We start from the raw sequence: 15,795 nt of genomic DNA, 5'->3' as shown, positions 1-15,795 counted from the left end.
CCGATGCGAGTGTGGTGGTTGAGTGCCGGTCTGGCCCTGTATTGCCTGGCCCAGAGCGCGGCGGCGGGAACATTGCTGGTTGTCGGCGATAGTATCAGCGCCGGTTTTGGCCTGGATACCCGCCAGGGGTGGGTCTCTTTGTTGCAGACCCGGCTCAAGGACGAAGGTTTCGACGATCAGGTGGTCAACGCGTCGATCAGTGGCGACACCAGTGCAGGTGGCCAGGCGCGGCTGCCGGCGCTGCTTGCAGCACACAAGCCGAGCCTGGTTGTGCTGGAGTTGGGGGGCAATGATGGCCTGCGCGGGCAGCCTCCGCAGCAATTGCAACAAAATCTTGCCTCGATGGTCGAGAGTGCCCGCACGGCGGGGGCCAAGGTGCTGCTGCTGGGCATGCGCCTGCCACCGAACTATGGCGTGCGATATACCACGGCCTTCGCCAACGTCTACGAACAGCTGGCAACGGAAAAAAAGGTGGCGCTGGTGCCGTTCTTCCTCGAAGGGGTGGGCGGTGTGCCGGGGATGATGCAGGCCGATGGCATCCATCCGGCACAGGGTGCCCAGCAGCGTTTGCTGGAAAATGCCTGGCCGGCGATAAAACCCTTGTTGTGACGCTTTAAACGGGGCCGGCTTTCGGCTAATGTTGCGCCCCCCGTTTCGAGAGCCCCCGATGCCGCGCCCTGCCTGGTCCTTGTTTGCCTACCAACTGATCGAGCCCGATGAACAGCTCGACCTGTTCGCTTGCCAGGAAATCCGCGTCCACCTCGTGGCCCGTCAACTCGAGCTCGGCGTGCCGGTCGACCGTACCTTGTGCGGCGGCCTGCTGCCTGCGCAGCCGCGCTGGTCCGGTGTGCCTCGCAGCATCTACCGTGACGGGCGCCTGTGCGACCTGTGTCGGGCGATTCTCGATGCCCAGCGCCGCGGTATGCGGCCGGTCTGGCCTGAGCTCTGAGCTGAATCTAAGGTGCGCAACTGTGTGCACCTTTCATCATCTGAAACGCTTGTAAGGTGCCAACGCCTCCCGCTTGCAGCGAGGCGGGTGTACAATCGTGCTTCTTGACTACCTTTCGAAGGATTTACCGGATGTTGCCGCGCTTTCCCGCCGTCACCCGTTGCCTGTCCCTGGCCGCCCTGCTGGTAGCGGGCCCTGCTGCTGCGCTGGAACTGCCGCTGCCACCACCCGGTGAAGACGTCGTTGGCCAGGTCCAGACGATCAAGGCCAAGTACGAAGACACCTTTGCCGACATCGGCACTGCCAACGACCTCGGCTACCTGGAAATGATCGCCGCCAACCCGGGTGTCGACCCGTGGCTGCCGGGCGCCGGCACCGAGATCGTCCTGCCGACCCGCTACATCCTGCCGCCGGGGCCGCGCGAAGGCATTGTCATCAACCTGGCCGAGTACCGCCTGTACTACTACCCGAAAGGGCAGAACGTGGTGCATACCTTCCCGTTGGGTATCGGCCGTGAGGGCTGGGGGTCGCCTGTAGCGATGACCAAGATCACCGCGAAGACGCCGAACCCGACCTGGACCCCACCCGCGTCGATCCGTGCCGAGCACGCTGCCGACGGTGACATCCTGCCGACCGTCGTGCCTGCCGGCCCGGACAACCCGCTCGGGCCGTTCAAGTTCACCCTGGGTGTGCCGGGCTACCTGATCCACGGTTCAAACAAGAAGTTCGGTATCGGCATGCGCACGAGCCATGGCTGCTTCCGCATGCTCAACAACAACGTGCTTGAACTGTCGAAGATGGTACCGGTGGGCACGCCGGTGCGCATCATCAACGAGCCTTACAAGTTTGGCATCAGTGGCGGCAAGGTTTACCTCGAGGCGCACACGCCGCTGGATGATCATGGCAACCCGTCTGTGGTCGACAAGCACACGGCGGTCATCAATGCCTTGCTCAAACGGGAAGACTTGGCCAACAACCTGCGCATGAACTGGGACATGGTGCGTGACGTGGTTGCAGCTGAAGACGGTATGCCGGTGGAAATTGCCGTGCCCGTCAATAACCAGGGCGCCGCACCCATGGTGACGAGCATTCCGCCCGAACTGCAGTAACGCTTTTGCAACACCTTCGGGGCCCGCTCAGGTTAACAACCTGAAGCGGGCCTCTTCGTTTCCGGGGCAGGGCTTTCGTCCAGGCAATAAAAAAGCCGACCCACTAGTGGGTCGGCTCCATAACAATCCGTGAGGATTATTACTTGCGGCTGGCTTTGTCCAGCATACGCAGAGCGCGCTCGTTGGCTTCGTCAGCAGTCTGCTGAGCCTTCTGAGCGGCTGCCATTGCGTCGTCAGCCTTACGGTAGGCTTCGTCAGCACGGGCTTGGGCGCGAGCTGCTGCGTCTTCAGTCGCAGTCAGACGAGCTTCGGTTTCTTTGGATACGCTGCTGCAACCGGTAGCCAGAACTGCGGCCAGAGCCAGAGCAGAGAATTTCAGAACGTTGTTCATCGTGTTCCCCTTCAAGGACTTTCTATTAAATAGCCATCTCTCGGAAAAGAGAAACTGGCCGGCGTACATAGTACCCATTACTTGTAGTAAGTAAACTGACAGAGCGCAAGAACTGCAAAAAAAATGTTGCACGGGGTCACGCCGACAAGATTTGCGAGGGATTTGTGAAAAAACCGTGTAGCGGGCGCAAGCGACTGTAGAGCAGGAACTTTTTTGTTGAACTAAGGGTGACTTTAACTGTCCCTCAGCGTCTAAGCACAACAACATCCGGTTGCTGTTGCAGGGTGCGCCAGGGCAAGGCCCTGGCGTGGCTTCCTGCTACTTTTTAATGCTCGCCACCTTGAGAAATCCCGCATGCGGCGCCTACTATTTGGGGGTGTCCGACCCGGTCGAACGATTGCTGTCGGCTGATGGTCCAAGGGGCTAGAGGTGGCGTTGAGGTTCCTCCGCCGGATAAACCACATCGGTTAAGGTAAGGGTCTGCCAGAAAGACCAGCGAGGAGTAGTGATGAGTGAAGCGCTGACCATCCACCATGACCAGGCCGGTCATCAGTTCGAAACCAACGTGGACGGTCATCGTGCCTACCTGACGTACATGGACCTGGGCAAGCAGACGCTGGACATCTATCGCACTTTCGTACCCAACGCCCTGCGTGGCCGCGGGATCGCAGCAGCGTTGACCGAGAAGGCCCTCGAGTACGCCGACCAGATGGGTTACACGGTGATCCCTTCCTGCTCGTATGTGGAGCGCTACATGGAGCGTCAACAGCGCCATTCGAGCAAGGCTTGAACGGGCGACAAACGCCAGATACAAGAACGCCGGGCAATGCCCGGCGTTCTTCATTGCGCTGAAGTTCAGCCGCGCTTGCGCTGTGGCAGCACATCCTTGAGCTTGGCGTGCATGCTGCGCAAGGTTTTCTCGGTGGCCGACCAGTCGATGCAGGCATCGGTGACCGACACGCCGTACTGCAGTTCGTCGAGGTTTTTCGGGATCGACTGGCAGCCCCAGTTCAGGTGGCTTTCGACCATCAGGCCGATGATCGACTGGTTGCCTTCGAGGATCTGGTTGGCGACGTTCTCCATGACCAGTGGCTGCAGGGCCGGGTCCTTGTTGGAGTTGGCGTGGCTGCAGTCCACCATGATATTGGCCTTGATCTTGGCCTTGGCCAGGTCCTGTTCGCACAGGGCGACACTGACCGAATCGTAGTTCGGCTTGCCGTTGCCGCCACGCAGCACCACGTGGCCATACGGGTTGCCCTTGGTGGTGACGATCGACACGCCGCCTTCCTGGTTGATGCCGAGGAAGCGGTGCGGCTTGGACACCGACTGCAAGGCGTTGATGGCCACGGTCAGGCCGCCATCGGTGCCGTTCTTGAAACCGACCGCCGAGGACAGGCCCGAGGCCATCTCGCGGTGGGTCTGCGATTCGGTAGTGCGGGCGCCGATGGCCGACCAGCTGATCAGGTCCTGCAGGTACTGCGGGGAGATCGGGTCGAGTGCTTCGGTGGCGGTCGGCAGGCCCATTTCGGCCAGGTCCAGCAGCAGCTTGCGGCCAATGTGCAGGCCGTCCTGGATCTTGAACGAGTCATCCAGGTACGGGTCGTTGATCAGGCCTTTCCAGCCGACGGTGGTGCGTGGCTTTTCAAAGTACACACGCATGACCAGGTACAGCGTATCGGACACTTCTTCGGCCAGCACCTTTAGGCGCTCGGCGTATTCGTGGGCGGCCTTGATGTCATGGATGGAGCAGGGGCCGACCACCACGAACAGGCGATGGTCCTTGCCGTCGAGGATATTGCGCACCACTTCGCGGCCGGCAGTCACGGTCTGCAGGGCCTTGGCGCTGAGGGGGATTTCCTTCTTGAGCTGATCGGGGGTGATCAAGGTCTCGTTGGAAGCAACGTTAAGGTCGTCGATCGGTAAATCAGCCATCGTGTTACTCGTCAGGTCACGGGTGCCGGCCGCCAGCAATCCCCGTGCGGCCCAGCAGCAATAATGTTCGCAGCGGGGAGCAGAACCTTAGCGTGTTACTGGGGGCGCGACAATGGCCTGTGCCACGCAGTGCAGGGTTTTTCCCTGGCGCAAGGGGCTTGAACTGCATTCAGGGTGCGCAGAAGGCCGTAAACGGTGTAGAAAAGCGCATCAGAATCAGAGATGGAGAGCAGCATGAACCCTCGCAAACCGCGTATCGGCATCATCGGCAGCGGTGCTATCGGTGGCTTCTATGGGCTGATGCTGGCACGCGCCGGTTTCGATGTGCATTTCCTGCTGCGCAGCGAATATGACGTGGTGCGCGAACAGGGCCTGAAGCTCGAGCATGCCGTGCATGGCACGCTACAGATGCCGGTCAATGCCTACGCCAGCGCTGCCGACATGCCGCCCTGCGACTGGCTGCTGGTGGGCGCCAAGGCGACCGGCAATACCGAACTTGCACCGCTGATCGTCCAGGCCGCCGCTGCTGATGCCAAGGTGGTGCTGTTGCAGAATGGCCTCGGCGTGGAGGAGCAGTTGAGGGTGGCCTTGCCGGGCAACCTGCATTTGCTTGGCGGCTTGTGTTTCATTTGCGTCAATCGCCAGGCCCCAGGGGTGATTCGTCACCAGGCGCTGGGTGCGGTCAACCTCGGCTATCACAGCGGGCCGGCCGAAGATGGCGGTGCGGCGATCATCGAAGCGGGCGCCGGGTTGTTCCGTGCGGCGGGCATCGACTCCCAGGCCATGGCCAATCTCGGTCAGGCGCGCTGGCAGAAACTGGTGTGGAACGTGCCGTACAACGGTCTATCGGTGTTGCTGGGGGCCAGTACCACGCCGCTGATGGCCGATGCCGACAGCCGCGAGTTGATCCAGGCGCTGATGGCTGAAGTGGTGCAGGGTGCCGCCGCGTGTGGGCATGAGCTGCCGGCGGGCTATGCCGAGCAGCTGTTCAGCATGACCGAACAGATGCCCGATTACTGGCCACGCATGTACCACGACCATGTCCAGCATCGCCCGTTGGAGCTGCAGGCGATCTATGCCGAGCCGATTGCTCGCGCTCAGGCGGCCGGCTGCAGCCTGCCGCGGATGCACATGCTGCATCAGGCCCTGGCTTTCATCGACCGCACCAACCGGGCTGGCTGAATCCTCTGCAGGCCGCATCAGCAGTGCGCCGGACGGCAAAGCGCGGGTCCGGTGCGCTGCTAAGCTGAAGCTTGCTCTGCCGCAACGGCAGTCGAGGAGGTCGAATGATCCGCTCCATGCTGTACGCCACCGACCTCGGTGTCTACGCACCTTTTGTCATGCAGCACGCCCTGACCCTGGCTCGCGCCTTCAGCGCAGAGCTCTACGTGATTCATGCGGTGGAGCCCATGGGGCAGTTCGCCGAGTCCCTGCTGCAGAGTTACCTCGATGAACAGACGCTGGATGAATTGCACAGCGAAGGCGTCAACACGGTGATGGCCAATATCGAGCAGCGGGTGCTGGAAAACTTTCGTGACGAATTGGGCGGGGATGCAGACCTGGCATTGATCAAGGCGGTACGGGTGCGCCAGGGTGACCCGGCGCAGGTCATCCTCGAGCAGGCGCAGCGGCTGAGCGTCGACCTGCTGATTTTCGGCAGCCACACAGCCGGTGCCGGGGTGGATGTGCCGATTGGCCGAACGGCGGTGCGCTTGCTGCAACTGTCGCCGGTACCGGTGTACATGGTGCCGCTCTCGCAGCACCTTGGGCGTAGGAAATTGTGAAGCTGGCGGTAGGTTAGTTCGGAGGCGCGTGTAACAAAATAGTTCTAGTTTTATTTCGAGAACCACTAATATAGTTATATCTCGTCGCTGCCTGCTGCCGCTGACTTATCGCCGATTCGAGGGAAACCTATGAAGCTTCAACAACTGCGCTACATCTGGGAAGTGGCGCACCATGACCTCAACGTCTCCGCGACGGCGCAGAGCCTGTACACCTCGCAGCCGGGGATCAGCAAGCAGATCCGCCTGCTCGAGGACGAACTGGGTGTTGAAGTCTTTGCCCGCAGCGGCAAGCACCTGACCCGCGTAACCCCGGCCGGTGAGCGCATCATCAACACCGCTGGCGAGATCCTGCGCAAGGTCGAGAGCATCAAGCAGATCGCTCAGGAGTTCTCCAACGAGAAGAAGGGCACGCTGTCCATCGCCACCACCCACACTCAGGCACGCTATGCGCTGCCACCGGTGATCAGCAGCTTCATCAAGCAGTATCCGGAAGTGGCCTTGCACATGCATCAGGGCTCGCCCATGCAGATCGCGGAAATGGCGGCCGACGGCACCGTCGATTTCGCCATCGCCACCGAGGCGCTTGAGCTGTTCGGCGACCTGATCATGATGCCGTGCTACAAGTGGAATCGTTGTGTGGTGGTGCCGCAAGGTCACCCGCTGACCAAACTGCCGAAGCTGACCCTGGAAGCGGTTGCGGAATACCCGATCGTCACCTACGTGTTCGGTTTCACTGGCCGTTCGAAGCTGGACGAAGCCTTCAACCACCGTGGCCTGACGCCGAAAGTGGTGTTCACCGCTGCTGACGCCGACGTGATCAAGACGTATGTCCGCCTGGGGCTGGGCGTGGGCATCGTGGCCAAGATGGCAGTCGACACCAAGCTCGACAGCGACCTGGTGGCGTTGGATGCCAGCGAGCTGTTCGAAGCCAGCATCACCAAGATCGGCTTCCGCCGTGGTACCTTCCTGCGTGGCTTCATGTGCGATTTCATCGAGAAATTCGCACCCCACCTGACCCGTGAAGTGATGGCCAAGGCCATCCAGTGCCACAACAAGCAGGAACTCGAAGAGCTGTTCGAAGGCGTTGAGTTGCCGGTGCACTGAGTACGGCAGAAACGAAAAAACCGGCCCTTGGGCCGGTTTTTCTTTGCCTGCGAATCAGGCTTTGCTGATCAGGTTGCCGGCATGCAGCCCGCATTCCTTCTGGGTCGACTCTTCCCACCACCAGCGGCCTTCGCGCTCGTGCTGGTTCGGCAGCACTGGGCGCGTGCAAGGCTCGCAACCGATGCTGATGAAGCCGCGTTCGTGCAGGCTGTTGTACGGCAGTTCGAGCATGCGGATGTAACCCCACACTTCCTCGCTGGTCATCTGCGCCAGCGGGTTGAACTTGTACAGGGTGCGCTCGGGCGTGGAGAACGCGCCGTCGATTTCCAGCGCTGCCACCTGGCTGCGGGTGCCTGGGCTCTGGTCGCGACGCTGGCCGGTGGCCCAGGCACTGACGGTGGCGAGCTTGCGCCGCAGTGGTTCGATCTTGCGGATGCCGCAGCATTCGCCGTGGCCGTCCTTGTAGAAGCTGAACAGGCCTTTTTCCTTGACGAACGGGTCGAGCTTGGCGCGATCCGGGCTGAGGATTTCGATCGGCAGGTTGTACTGCTCGCGCACCTGGTCGATGAAACGGTAGGTCTCCGGGTGCAGGCGGCCGGTGTCGAGGCTGAATACCTTGACCTGCTTGTTCAGCTTCCAGGCCATATCGACCAGCACCACATCCTCGGCGCCGCTGAAGGAGATCCACAGGTCGTCGCCAAAGTGCTCGAAGGCGAGCTTGAGGATGTCCTGCGGGGACTTGTTGGCATAGGTCGCGGCCAGGGCGGCGACGTCGAAGGGTTGGCTCATCAGGCGGTTTCCATCTTGGCTGTGGCGCTGTGCGCTCGTAATGGGGTGATGGTAACAAAAAATGGCGGGGTAGACGCCTGGCGATGAGCCTCAAAGGCTCTGCAGCGTTTCCATCAGCACCCGCACCTTGGCAATCGATTCCTCGTATTCGGCCTGCCAGTTCGAGTCGGCCACCACTGCGCCGCCGCCCCAGCAACTGACCTGACCATCCTTGACCAGCAGGCTGCGGATGGCGATGGAGCTGTCCATTTCGCCACGCACGTCCACGTACAGCAGCGAGCCGCAATACAGCGCGCGGCGGGTGGGTTCCAGTTCGTCGATGATCTGCATGGCGCGGATCTTCGGGGCACCGGTGATCGACCCGCCCGGGAAGCTGTCGCCGATCAGGTCCAGGGCGTCCTTGTCGCGGGCCAGCTGGCCGGTGACGCTGCTGACCAGGTGGTGGACGTTGGGGTAGCTTTCCAGGCTGAACAGCTCCGGCACCTTCACCGAGCCGATTTCGCAGGTGCGCCCCAGGTCGTTGCGCAGCAGGTCGACGATCATCAGGTTTTCCGAGCGGTCCTTGGCGCTGTGGCGCAGCTCTTCGGCATTGCGCGCGTCTTCGGCGGGGTCGGCCGAGCGCGGGCGGGTGCCCTTGATCGGGCGGGTTTCCACCTGGCCCTGGCTGACGCGGATGAAGCGCTCTGGGGAGAAACTCAGCAGTGCGCTGCCGTCTGCCAGCTGCTGGTAACCGGAGAATGGCGTCGGGCAGGCTTGGCGCAGGGCCTGGTAGGCGTGCCACGGGTCGCCGTGGCAGGGGGCGCGAAAGCGCTGGGTGAGGTTGATCTGGTAGCAGTCGCCGGCCTCGATGTAGCGCTGCACCTTATCGAAGGCGCCCTGGTACTGTTCGGGTTGCAGGTCGCCCTGCATCGGGGCAAGCAGCTGGAAATCGCCGAACGTAGAGGTGTCGACAGTCTCGAACAATGCCGTCAGGCGAAGCCGCTCTTCAGGCGCCAGGCTAGGGTGGAACACCAGTTGACTGGTGCCAAGCTGGTGGTCGGTCACCATTGCCCAGGCGTATAGGCCCAGCTGTGCATCGGGCAAAGCCAGGTCGTCGCTCGCAAGGCTGGGCAGCTGTTCCAGGCGGCGGCCGAAGTCGTAGCTCAGGTAGCCGATCAGGCCGCCGGCGAAGGGTAGCTCGATGCCGGCGGGCAGCTGTGCTTCACCGAGTTGCGCCAGGCTGGCACGCAGGCGTTCGAGAAAGGCGCGGCCGTCCTCTTCGGGCTGGGCCTGCAGGTGTTGCACGGGCCAGGCGCTGAGCAGGTCGAAGCGGCCGCGTTCGGCGCCGGGGCGGGCGCTGTCGAGCAGGATCGCGCCGGAGGCCTGGCGCAGGCGGGCGAAATATGCAGCGGGGTCGGGCTGATAGGGCAGGGGGTGGAGCGTACAGGTCGGCATCAGTGTGGACGGCGATGTAAAAGCGAGGGAGCGATTGTAGACCTGTGTAGGAAATGCGCCTAGCACCAGGCGCGATATTAAACATTGCCTGGGGCTGCGCAGCAGCCCCAGGGGCTTAACGCGGATGCACGTGCCCGAACAGATTCTGGGTCACGCGTACGCGCTGCTCGGCGTCTTCGGTAATGCCTTCCTTGGCCAGCGCTTCGATGTGCGCTTCGATGGCATGGGTGCGCTGGGTCAGCCCGGTGTCGTTGGCGATCTGGATGTTCAGGCCGGGGCGGGCGTTGAGCTCGAGAATCAGCGGTCCCTTGTCTTGGTCCAGCACCATGTCCACGCCGATGTAGCCCAGCCCGCACAGCTCGTAGCAGCCGGCGGCCAGCTTCATGAAGCCGTCCCAGTTCGGCAATTGCACGCCGTCCACCGCGTTGGTGGTGTCCGGGTGCTTGCTGATGATGTTGTTCAGCCAGGTGCCGCGCAGGGTCACGCCGGTGGCCAGGTCCACACCCACGCCGATGGCGCCCTGGTGCAGGTTGGCCTTGCCGCCGGACTGGCGGGTCGGCAGGCGCAGCATGGCCATCACCGGGTAGCCCATCAGCACGATGATGCGGATGTCCGGCACGCCTTCGTAGCTGATGCTCTTGAAGATCTGGTCCGGGGTCACCCGGTACTCGATCAGCGCACGGTCGCGATGGCCGCCTAGCGAGTACAGGCCGGTGAGGATGCTCGACACCTGGTGCTCGATTTCCTCGTGGCTGATGATCTTTCCCGACACCGTGCGATAGCGGTCTTCGAAGCGGTCGGCGATCACCAGGATGCCGTCACCGCCGGCGCCCTGCGCCGGCTTGATGACGAAGTCGTTGCGCCCGCCGATGATCTCGTGAAGCTTTTCGATCTGCTTCTCGGTCTCGATGATGCCGTACATCTCTGGCACATGGATGCCAGCGGCGAGGGCACGCTCCTTGGTGATGATCTTGTCGTCGACGATCGGGTACAGGCTGCGCTTGTTGTACTTCAGTACATAGTCCGCGTTACGCCGGTTGATCCCCATGATGCCCCGGGCCTCCAGGGCTTTCCACGTCTTGAGCAGGCCGAACATCAGGCGTCAGCCTTCTTCAGGAATGCCTTGAAGCGCACGAGCTCGGTCAGGCGGTAGCCGCGGTAGCGACCCATTGCCAGCATGAAGCCCACCAGGATCAACAGCACGGCCGGGAAGGTGAAGACGAAGTACACCAGCTCCGGCACCATCATCAGCAGGTGCGCCAGGGAGGCGGCGAACAGGGTGCCGATCGCTACTTTCATGGCATGGCCACCACCGCGCTCTTCCCAGGTGATCGACAGGCGTTCGATGGTCATGGTCAGGATCACCATCGGGAACAGCGCCACCGAAAGGCCGCGCTCCAGGCCCAGCTTGTGGCTGAACAGGCTGATGGCGGCAATCAGGACCACGACGAAGGTCAGCACCACCGACAGGCGCGGCAGCATTTGCAGCTTCAGGTGTTCCAGGTACGAGCGTAGCGACAGGCCCAGCGCGGTGATCACCGTGAACAGCACGATGCCGAAGCCCAGCTGGGTTTCGCGGAAGGCCAGGGCGATCAGCACCGGGGTGAAGGTACCCAGGGTCTGGATACCGATCAGGTTGCGCAGGATCAGGATCACCAGCACGCCGATCGGGATCATCACCATGATCATGAAGGTCTGTTGGGTCTGCAGTGGCAGGCCGTACAGCGAATATTCGAGGAAGTCGGCGTCGGTGTTCTCGTCGGTCAGCTTGGCCAGGCGGATGGCGTTCATCTCGCTGTTGTTCATGCTGAAGGTGACGTTGGCCTTCTTGCCGCCATCGACGGTGATCAGGTTGTCATCACCGGTCCACCACAGCAGGCGGTCGGCCGGCAGGCCCTGTTCGCCGGTGTCCGGGTTGAAGTACAGCCAGTCGTTGCCGTTGAAGCTGCGCAGCCACAGTTCAGGCGTTTGCGGGGTGTCGGCAACCAGCCGGATGGTGTGGACCTTTTCCATCGGCACGTGGGCAATCGACAGCAGCAGGTCGATGACCTGGGCCTTCTTCATCGGCGAAGTGTCGCCGGCCAGCAGCAGCTTGACGTTGTCGTCGTTGAGGTTGTTGACCCGCTTGATGGTCTCGCTGACGAAGGTCTCGACGTCGGCCGAGTGCTGGCGGATCGGTGCCATCAGGGCTTCTGCGGCGATCTTCTCGGGGCCGTCGATGGCCAGGCTGTCACGGAAGGTCGGGCCTTTGATGGCGGATTTTTCGTTGCTGTAGCGCTTGGTCAGCACCAGGCGGTAGTACAGGGTCTGGTTGCCGCTGACGCGGCGCGCCGACCAGGTCACTTTGCGGTTGCCATCCGCGCGGTTGACGCTGACGCCGTAGTTGTTGGAGATGAAGCTCTCGTTGAGGCTGACGTAGTCACGGTTCAGCGGCGGCACGAACATCTGGATCTTGACCGGGTCCTTGGAGCTGGCGACGAACTCGACCTTGGCGTCGATGTTCCACAAGTCGTCGGTCTCGTCCTCGGTCACCGGGATGCCGAGCACGAAGATCTGATAGGCCGTGACCGCCACGCCGAGCAGCACCAGCACGGTGATCAGGACTTTCAGATGGAGGGTAAGAGAGCGCATCGGGGTTACTCTGCTTTGGGAGCGTCGGTGGCACAGGCAGGTTTGCCGGCCGCGTATTTAAGGCTTGGGTCGACCAGCGCGTCGAAGTGCTTGAGCGCCTCGGAGCCGATCAGCAGCGGGAACTGGAAGGCGCTGCGGTCGGTGAGGTTGACTTCGATGGTGCGTCGGGCCTGGCCCATGCAGATTTCAAGTTCGATGACCGGACGGGCGGTGTAGGCCTTGCCGGATTCCGCATCATAGTCGCCAGCGCGGCGCTTGATCTTGCTCACGCGCGCCAGGGGGCGTTCGATGGGGTGCGAATGGGCGGCGTCGATGGCCAGGTAGAAGCGCACCCAGCTTTCGCCGTTGCGCTTGAAGCGCTTGATGTCGCGGGCACTGAGCGACGCGGTCTTGGCCCCGGTGTCGAGCTTGGCGGCCACTTCCAGGTCAAGGTCGCCGAGCCGGGCGTATTCGTTCAGACCGTACACGGTCTTGCCCGCCGCCTGGCCAAGGGCCGGCAGCAGGGTGAGGCATAACAGCAATAATACGGGTGTAAGTCTCATAGTCCTGGCGCGGTGCTGAGCTGTGCAGTGTTCGGGGGCAAAGGTGACTGGCAACGACTGCGCAAGCTTCCTCGTTCATCTGTCAACAACATGAATTGATGACAAATACACTATCGATACCCCGTTGAAGGCGCGGCATTCTATCACGCCGGCGTCTTGACGCCAGCGTGCCGCGATCTGACAACGCCATCACTGGGTAAGTTCGTTCTTAGACGATTGTCGACAATATTCATTTTGTCTTTGACTGCAAGCCTGTGATTCGCTAGTTTCTGCTCAAGAGATTAGCAAGGTGTCGACAATATGCTGGACCTGACCACCCCGAGCCCCGTCGAGTCGGACGAAACGGAAACCTTGTCCGAGAATGTCTTCCGGCGCATCCAGGCGGCGATCGTAAAGGGCGACATCGCCCCAGGCAGCAAGATCTCCGAACCGGAGCTGGCGCGCACCTATGGCATCAGCCGCGGCCCGCTGCGCGAGGCCATCCATCGGCTGGAGGGCCAGCGTTTGCTGGTGCGCGTGCCGCATGTCGGCGCGCGGGTGGTGTCGCTCAACCACGCCGAGCTGATCGAACTCTACGAAATCCGCGAGTCACTGGAAGGCATGGCCTGCCGCCTGGCCGCCGAGCGCATGAGCCAGGCCGACATCGACGAGCTGCGCCGGGTGCTCGATACCCACGAGCGCGATGCCGCGTTCCAGGCCGGGCTTGGCTATTACCAGCAGGAAGGCGATTACGACTTCCATTACCGGATCATCCAGGGCAGCGGCAACCAGACCCTGGTCAAGATGCTCTGCGGCGAGCTGTACCAATTGGTGCGCATGTACCGCATCCAGTTTTCCGCCACGCCCAACCGGCCGCGCCAGGCCTTTGCCGAACACCACCGCATTCTCGATGCCATCGCCGACCGTGACGGCGAATTGGCCGAACTCCTGATGCGCCGCCACATCGGCGCGTCCAAGCGCAACATCGAGCGTCACTATCTGGACGCCAACAACAACAGCCCACGAGGTGAGAAATGACTGTGAAGAGCACCCCCGGTCAGCGTTTCCGCGACGCCGTTGCCGCCGAACATCCCCTGCAAGTGGTCGGCGCGATCAACGCCAACCATGCACTGCTGGCCAAGCGTGCCGGTTTCAAGGCCATCTACCTGTCCGGTGGCGGCGTTGCTGCCGGCTCCCTGGGCCTGCCTGACCTGGGCATCAGTGGCCTGGATGACGTGCTGACCGATGTGCGCCGCATCACCGACGTCTGCGACGTGCCGCTGCTGGTGGATGTCGACACCGGTTTCGGCGCCTCGGCCTTCAACGTTGCCCGCACCGTGCGCTCGATGTGCAAGTTCGGTGCTGCGGCTATCCACATCGAGGATCAGGTCGGCGCCAAGCGCTGCGGCCATCGCCCGAACAAGGAGATCGTCACCCAACAGGAGATGGTCGACCGCATCAAGGCAGCAGTGGACGCCCGCACCGATGACAGCTTCGTGATCATGGCGCGCACCGACGCCCTGGCGGTGGAAGGCCTGAACGCTGCCCTGGACCGGGCTGCCGCCTGCATCGAGGCTGGTGCCGACATGATCTTCCCGGAAGCCATCACCGAACTGTCGATGTACAAGACCTTCGCCGACCGGGTGCAAGCACCGATCCTGGCCAACATCACCGAATTCGGTGCCACGCCGCTGTACACCACCGAAGAGCTGGCCTCGGTCGACGTGTCGCTGGTGCTGTACCCGCTGTCGGCGTTCCGCGCCATGAACAAGGCGGCGGAGAACGTCTATACCGCACTGCGCCGCGACGGCACGCAGAAGAACGTGATCGACACCATGCAGACCCGCATGGAGCTCTACGATGCCATTGGTTATCACGCTTTCGAGCAGAGCCTCGACGCGCTGTTCGCGCAGAAGAAAGGTTGAGCGTACCGCTCCCGAATTAGCCAGATCGCTTCCTATAACAAGTTCAAGAAAGGAGAAACACCATGGCCGAAGCAAAAGTACTCAGTGGCGCTGGCCTGCGCGGCCAGGTGGCCGGCCAGACCGCACTGTCGACCGTGGGCCAGGCCGGTGCCGGCCTGACCTACCGTGGCTACGACGTCCGTGACCTGGCCGCCGGTGCCGAATTCGAAGAAGTCGCCTACCTGCTGCTGTACGGCGAGCTGCCAAGCAAGGCCGAACTGGCCGACTACAAGCGCAAGCTCAAGGGCCTGCGTGACCTGCCGCAGGCGCTCAAGGAAGTGCTCGAGCGCATCCCGCGCGATGCGCACCCGATGGACGTGATGCGCACCGGTTGCTCGGTGCTGGGTACCCTGGAGCCGGAGCTGACCTTCGACGCCCAGCGCGAGAAGACCGACCGCCTGCTAGCGCTGTTCCCGGCCGTGATGTGCTACTGGTACCGCTTCACCCACCACGGCGTGCGCATCGACTGCACCAGCGACGAAGACACCCTCGGCGGCCACTTCCTGCACCTGCTGCATGGCAAGAAGCCGAGCGAGCTGCACGTCAAGGTGATGAACGTGTCGCTGATCCTCTACGCCGAGCACGAGTTCAACGCCTCGACCTTTACCGCACGGGTCTGCGCCTCGACCCTGTCCGACCTGTATTCCTGTGTGACCGCTGCCATCGGTTCGCTGCGCGGCCCGCTGCACGGCGGCGCCAACGAAGCGGCAATGGAACTGATCGAGCGGTTCCAGAGCCCGCAGGAGGCCACCGCCGAACTGCTGCGCATGCTGGAGCGCAAGGACAAGATCATGGGCTTCGGCCACGCGATCTACAAAGAGTCCGACCCGCGCAACGAGGTGATCAAGGGCTGGTCGAAGCAGCTTGCCGACCAGGTGGGTGACACGGTCCTGTACCCGGTTTCCGAAGCCATCGACAAAACCATGTGGGAGCAGAAACGCCTGTTCCCCAACGCCGACTTCTACCATGCCTCGGCGTACCACTTCATGGGCATCCCGACCAAGCTGTTCACCCCGATCTTCGTCTGCTCGCGCCTGACTGGCTGGGCCGCGCACGTGTTCGAACAGCGCGCCAACAACCGCATCATCCGCCCGAGCGCCGAGTATGTCGGCGTCGAACAGCGCCAGTTCGTGCCGATCGAGCAGCGCTGATTAGATAAAGAGAGGCAACCCGCTTCCCGTGTGGAA

The 15,795-nt window shown here is 62.3% G+C and carries 17 protein-coding genes; 10 read left to right on the top strand and 7 right to left on the bottom strand.

The window, feature by feature from the left end; all coding sequences use genetic code 11:
• Nucleotides 1-3: 3 nt before the first annotated feature.
• The 3 genes from ACOKS3_RS19460 to ACOKS3_RS19450 all read left to right on the top strand — a co-directional run bounded on the left by ACOKS3_RS19460 (nucleotide 4) and on the right by ACOKS3_RS19450 (nucleotide 2,058).
• Nucleotides 4-609 (top strand): arylesterase, encoded by a 606-nt coding sequence (locus ACOKS3_RS19460; RefSeq protein WP_422763904.1) that lies wholly within the window; start codon nucleotides 4-6, stop codon nucleotides 607-609.
• Between the two features lie 58 nt (nucleotides 610-667).
• Nucleotides 668-949 carry a hypothetical protein gene (locus tag ACOKS3_RS19455; RefSeq protein WP_027919636.1) on the top strand — a complete coding sequence of 94 codons (282 nt, stop codon included), beginning with the start codon at nucleotides 668-670 and terminating at the stop codon, nucleotides 947-949.
• Nucleotides 950-1,080: 131 nt separating this feature from the next.
• Nucleotides 1,081-2,058: a L,D-transpeptidase family protein gene (locus tag ACOKS3_RS19450; RefSeq protein ID WP_103448151.1), complete on the top strand. Its 978-nt coding sequence runs from the start codon at nucleotides 1,081-1,083 to the stop codon at nucleotides 2,056-2,058.
• A gap of 139 nt (nucleotides 2,059-2,197) precedes the next feature.
• Here the strand turns inward: ACOKS3_RS19450 and ACOKS3_RS19445 are convergent, their stop codons facing one another.
• A complete protein-coding gene (locus tag ACOKS3_RS19445; RefSeq protein WP_003250288.1) occupies nucleotides 2,198-2,449 on the bottom strand; it encodes an Lpp/OprI family alanine-zipper lipoprotein in 252 nt (83 codons plus the stop codon).
• A 508-nt stretch (nucleotides 2,450-2,957) separates the two neighbouring features.
• On the opposite strand from ACOKS3_RS19445, the gene ACOKS3_RS19440 reads away from it, so the two are divergent.
• Nucleotides 2,958-3,239, top strand: a complete 282-nt coding sequence (locus tag ACOKS3_RS19440) for a GNAT family N-acetyltransferase (RefSeq protein WP_008095521.1) — start codon at nucleotides 2,958-2,960, stop codon at nucleotides 3,237-3,239.
• A 65-nt stretch (nucleotides 3,240-3,304) separates the two neighbouring features.
• Here the strand turns inward: ACOKS3_RS19440 and ACOKS3_RS19435 are convergent, their stop codons facing one another.
• Nucleotides 3,305-4,381, bottom strand: a complete 1,077-nt coding sequence (locus tag ACOKS3_RS19435; protein ID WP_054901725.1) for a 3-deoxy-7-phosphoheptulonate synthase — start codon at nucleotides 4,379-4,381, stop codon at nucleotides 3,305-3,307.
• A gap of 234 nt (nucleotides 4,382-4,615) precedes the next feature.
• Between ACOKS3_RS19435 and ACOKS3_RS19430 the strand changes: the two genes are divergently transcribed.
• The 3 genes from ACOKS3_RS19430 (at nucleotide 4,616) to cysB (ending at nucleotide 7,269) form a co-directional block, all read left to right on the top strand.
• On the top strand, nucleotides 4,616-5,563 hold the full coding sequence (locus ACOKS3_RS19430) for a putative 2-dehydropantoate 2-reductase (RefSeq protein ID WP_422763903.1): 948 nt from the start codon (nucleotides 4,616-4,618) through the stop codon (nucleotides 5,561-5,563).
• Nucleotides 5,564-5,667: 104 nt separating this feature from the next.
• Nucleotides 5,668-6,165: a universal stress protein gene (locus tag ACOKS3_RS19425; RefSeq protein ID WP_103448149.1), complete on the top strand. Its 498-nt coding sequence runs from the start codon at nucleotides 5,668-5,670 to the stop codon at nucleotides 6,163-6,165.
• 129 nt (nucleotides 6,166-6,294) lie between these two features.
• On the top strand, nucleotides 6,295-7,269 hold the full coding sequence (gene cysB, locus ACOKS3_RS19420) for an HTH-type transcriptional regulator CysB (protein WP_027593928.1): 975 nt from the start codon (nucleotides 6,295-6,297) through the stop codon (nucleotides 7,267-7,269).
• A 54-nt stretch (nucleotides 7,270-7,323) separates the two neighbouring features.
• On the opposite strand, the gene ACOKS3_RS19415 is transcribed toward cysB, so the two are convergent.
• From ACOKS3_RS19415 to rloA, 5 genes are all read right to left on the bottom strand, one after another.
• The gene (locus ACOKS3_RS19415) at nucleotides 7,324-8,058 is read right to left on the bottom strand and encodes a phosphoadenylyl-sulfate reductase (protein ID WP_103448148.1); all 735 of its coding nucleotides are present in this window, start codon (nucleotides 8,056-8,058) and stop codon (nucleotides 7,324-7,326) included.
• A gap of 90 nt (nucleotides 8,059-8,148) precedes the next feature.
• On the bottom strand, nucleotides 8,149-9,492 hold the full coding sequence (pabB, locus tag ACOKS3_RS19410) for an aminodeoxychorismate synthase component I (RefSeq protein WP_103448147.1): 1,344 nt from the start codon (nucleotides 9,490-9,492) through the stop codon (nucleotides 8,149-8,151).
• A gap of 115 nt (nucleotides 9,493-9,607) precedes the next feature.
• On the bottom strand, nucleotides 9,608-10,588 hold the full coding sequence (locus ACOKS3_RS19405; protein WP_422763902.1) for an alpha-L-glutamate ligase-like protein: 981 nt from the start codon (nucleotides 10,586-10,588) through the stop codon (nucleotides 9,608-9,610).
• The gene (gene rloB / locus ACOKS3_RS19400; protein WP_027919646.1) at nucleotides 10,588-12,123 is read right to left on the bottom strand and encodes an osmotic stress tolerance membrane protein RloB; all 1,536 of its coding nucleotides are present in this window, start codon (nucleotides 12,121-12,123) and stop codon (nucleotides 10,588-10,590) included. Before rloB ends, ACOKS3_RS19405 begins: the two co-directional genes overlap by 1 nt.
• Nucleotides 12,124-12,128: 5 nt before the next feature.
• A complete protein-coding gene (rloA, locus tag ACOKS3_RS19395; RefSeq protein WP_027919647.1) occupies nucleotides 12,129-12,665 on the bottom strand; it encodes a retropepsin-like aspartic peptidase RloA in 537 nt (178 codons plus the stop codon).
• Between the two features lie 300 nt (nucleotides 12,666-12,965).
• Here rloA and ACOKS3_RS19390 point away from each other — a divergent pair, with 300 nt between their 5' ends.
• The 3 genes from ACOKS3_RS19390 (at nucleotide 12,966) to prpC (ending at nucleotide 15,759) form a co-directional block, all read left to right on the top strand.
• Nucleotides 12,966-13,682: a GntR family transcriptional regulator gene (locus tag ACOKS3_RS19390; protein WP_103448145.1), complete on the top strand. Its 717-nt coding sequence runs from the start codon at nucleotides 12,966-12,968 to the stop codon at nucleotides 13,680-13,682.
• Complete coding sequence (gene prpB, locus ACOKS3_RS19385) at nucleotides 13,679-14,569, top strand: methylisocitrate lyase (RefSeq protein WP_027919649.1); 891 nt, start codon at nucleotides 13,679-13,681, stop codon at nucleotides 14,567-14,569. Before ACOKS3_RS19390 ends, prpB begins: the two co-directional genes overlap by 4 nt.
• Nucleotides 14,570-14,631: 62 nt before the next feature.
• Nucleotides 14,632-15,759: a bifunctional 2-methylcitrate synthase/citrate synthase gene (prpC, locus tag ACOKS3_RS19380; protein WP_060483892.1), complete on the top strand. Its 1,128-nt coding sequence runs from the start codon at nucleotides 14,632-14,634 to the stop codon at nucleotides 15,757-15,759.
• The last annotated feature ends 36 nt before the right edge of the window (nucleotides 15,760-15,795 follow it).

This window comes from Pseudomonas sp. HS6-2, assembly GCF_049325675.2.
GTDB lineage: Bacteria > Pseudomonadota > Gammaproteobacteria > Pseudomonadales > Pseudomonadaceae > Aquipseudomonas > Aquipseudomonas putida_N.
This window is presented reverse-complemented; position numbering and strand designations above follow the sequence as displayed.

Coding starts and splice junctions, on each gene's coding strand:
- ACOKS3_RS19460 (WP_422763904.1), top strand. CDS start 4: ATGCGAGTGTGGTGGTTGAGTGCCGGTCTGGCCCTGTATTGCCTGGCC.
- ACOKS3_RS19455 (WP_027919636.1), top strand. CDS start 668: ATGCCGCGCCCTGCCTGGTCCTTGTTTGCCTACCAACTGATCGAGCCC.
- ACOKS3_RS19450 (WP_103448151.1), top strand. CDS start 1,081: ATGTTGCCGCGCTTTCCCGCCGTCACCCGTTGCCTGTCCCTGGCCGCC.
- ACOKS3_RS19445 (WP_003250288.1), bottom strand. CDS start 2,449: ATGAACAACGTTCTGAAATTCTCTGCTCTGGCTCTGGCCGCAGTTCTG.
- ACOKS3_RS19440 (WP_008095521.1), top strand. CDS start 2,958: ATGAGTGAAGCGCTGACCATCCACCATGACCAGGCCGGTCATCAGTTC.
- ACOKS3_RS19435 (WP_054901725.1), bottom strand. CDS start 4,381: ATGGCTGATTTACCGATCGACGACCTTAACGTTGCTTCCAACGAGACC.
- ACOKS3_RS19430 (WP_422763903.1), top strand. CDS start 4,616: ATGAACCCTCGCAAACCGCGTATCGGCATCATCGGCAGCGGTGCTATC.
- ACOKS3_RS19425 (WP_103448149.1), top strand. CDS start 5,668: ATGATCCGCTCCATGCTGTACGCCACCGACCTCGGTGTCTACGCACCT.
- cysB (WP_027593928.1), top strand. CDS start 6,295: ATGAAGCTTCAACAACTGCGCTACATCTGGGAAGTGGCGCACCATGAC.
- ACOKS3_RS19415 (WP_103448148.1), bottom strand. CDS start 8,058: ATGAGCCAACCCTTCGACGTCGCCGCCCTGGCCGCGACCTATGCCAAC.
- pabB (WP_103448147.1), bottom strand. CDS start 9,492: ATGCCGACCTGTACGCTCCACCCCCTGCCCTATCAGCCCGACCCCGCT.
- ACOKS3_RS19405 (WP_422763902.1), bottom strand. CDS start 10,588: ATGTTCGGCCTGCTCAAGACGTGGAAAGCCCTGGAGGCCCGGGGCATC.
- rloB (WP_027919646.1), bottom strand. CDS start 12,123: ATGCGCTCTCTTACCCTCCATCTGAAAGTCCTGATCACCGTGCTGGTG.
- rloA (WP_027919647.1), bottom strand. CDS start 12,665: ATGAGACTTACACCCGTATTATTGCTGTTATGCCTCACCCTGCTGCCG.
- ACOKS3_RS19390 (WP_103448145.1), top strand. CDS start 12,966: ATGCTGGACCTGACCACCCCGAGCCCCGTCGAGTCGGACGAAACGGAA.
- prpB (WP_027919649.1), top strand. CDS start 13,679: ATGACTGTGAAGAGCACCCCCGGTCAGCGTTTCCGCGACGCCGTTGCC.
- prpC (WP_060483892.1), top strand. CDS start 14,632: ATGGCCGAAGCAAAAGTACTCAGTGGCGCTGGCCTGCGCGGCCAGGTG.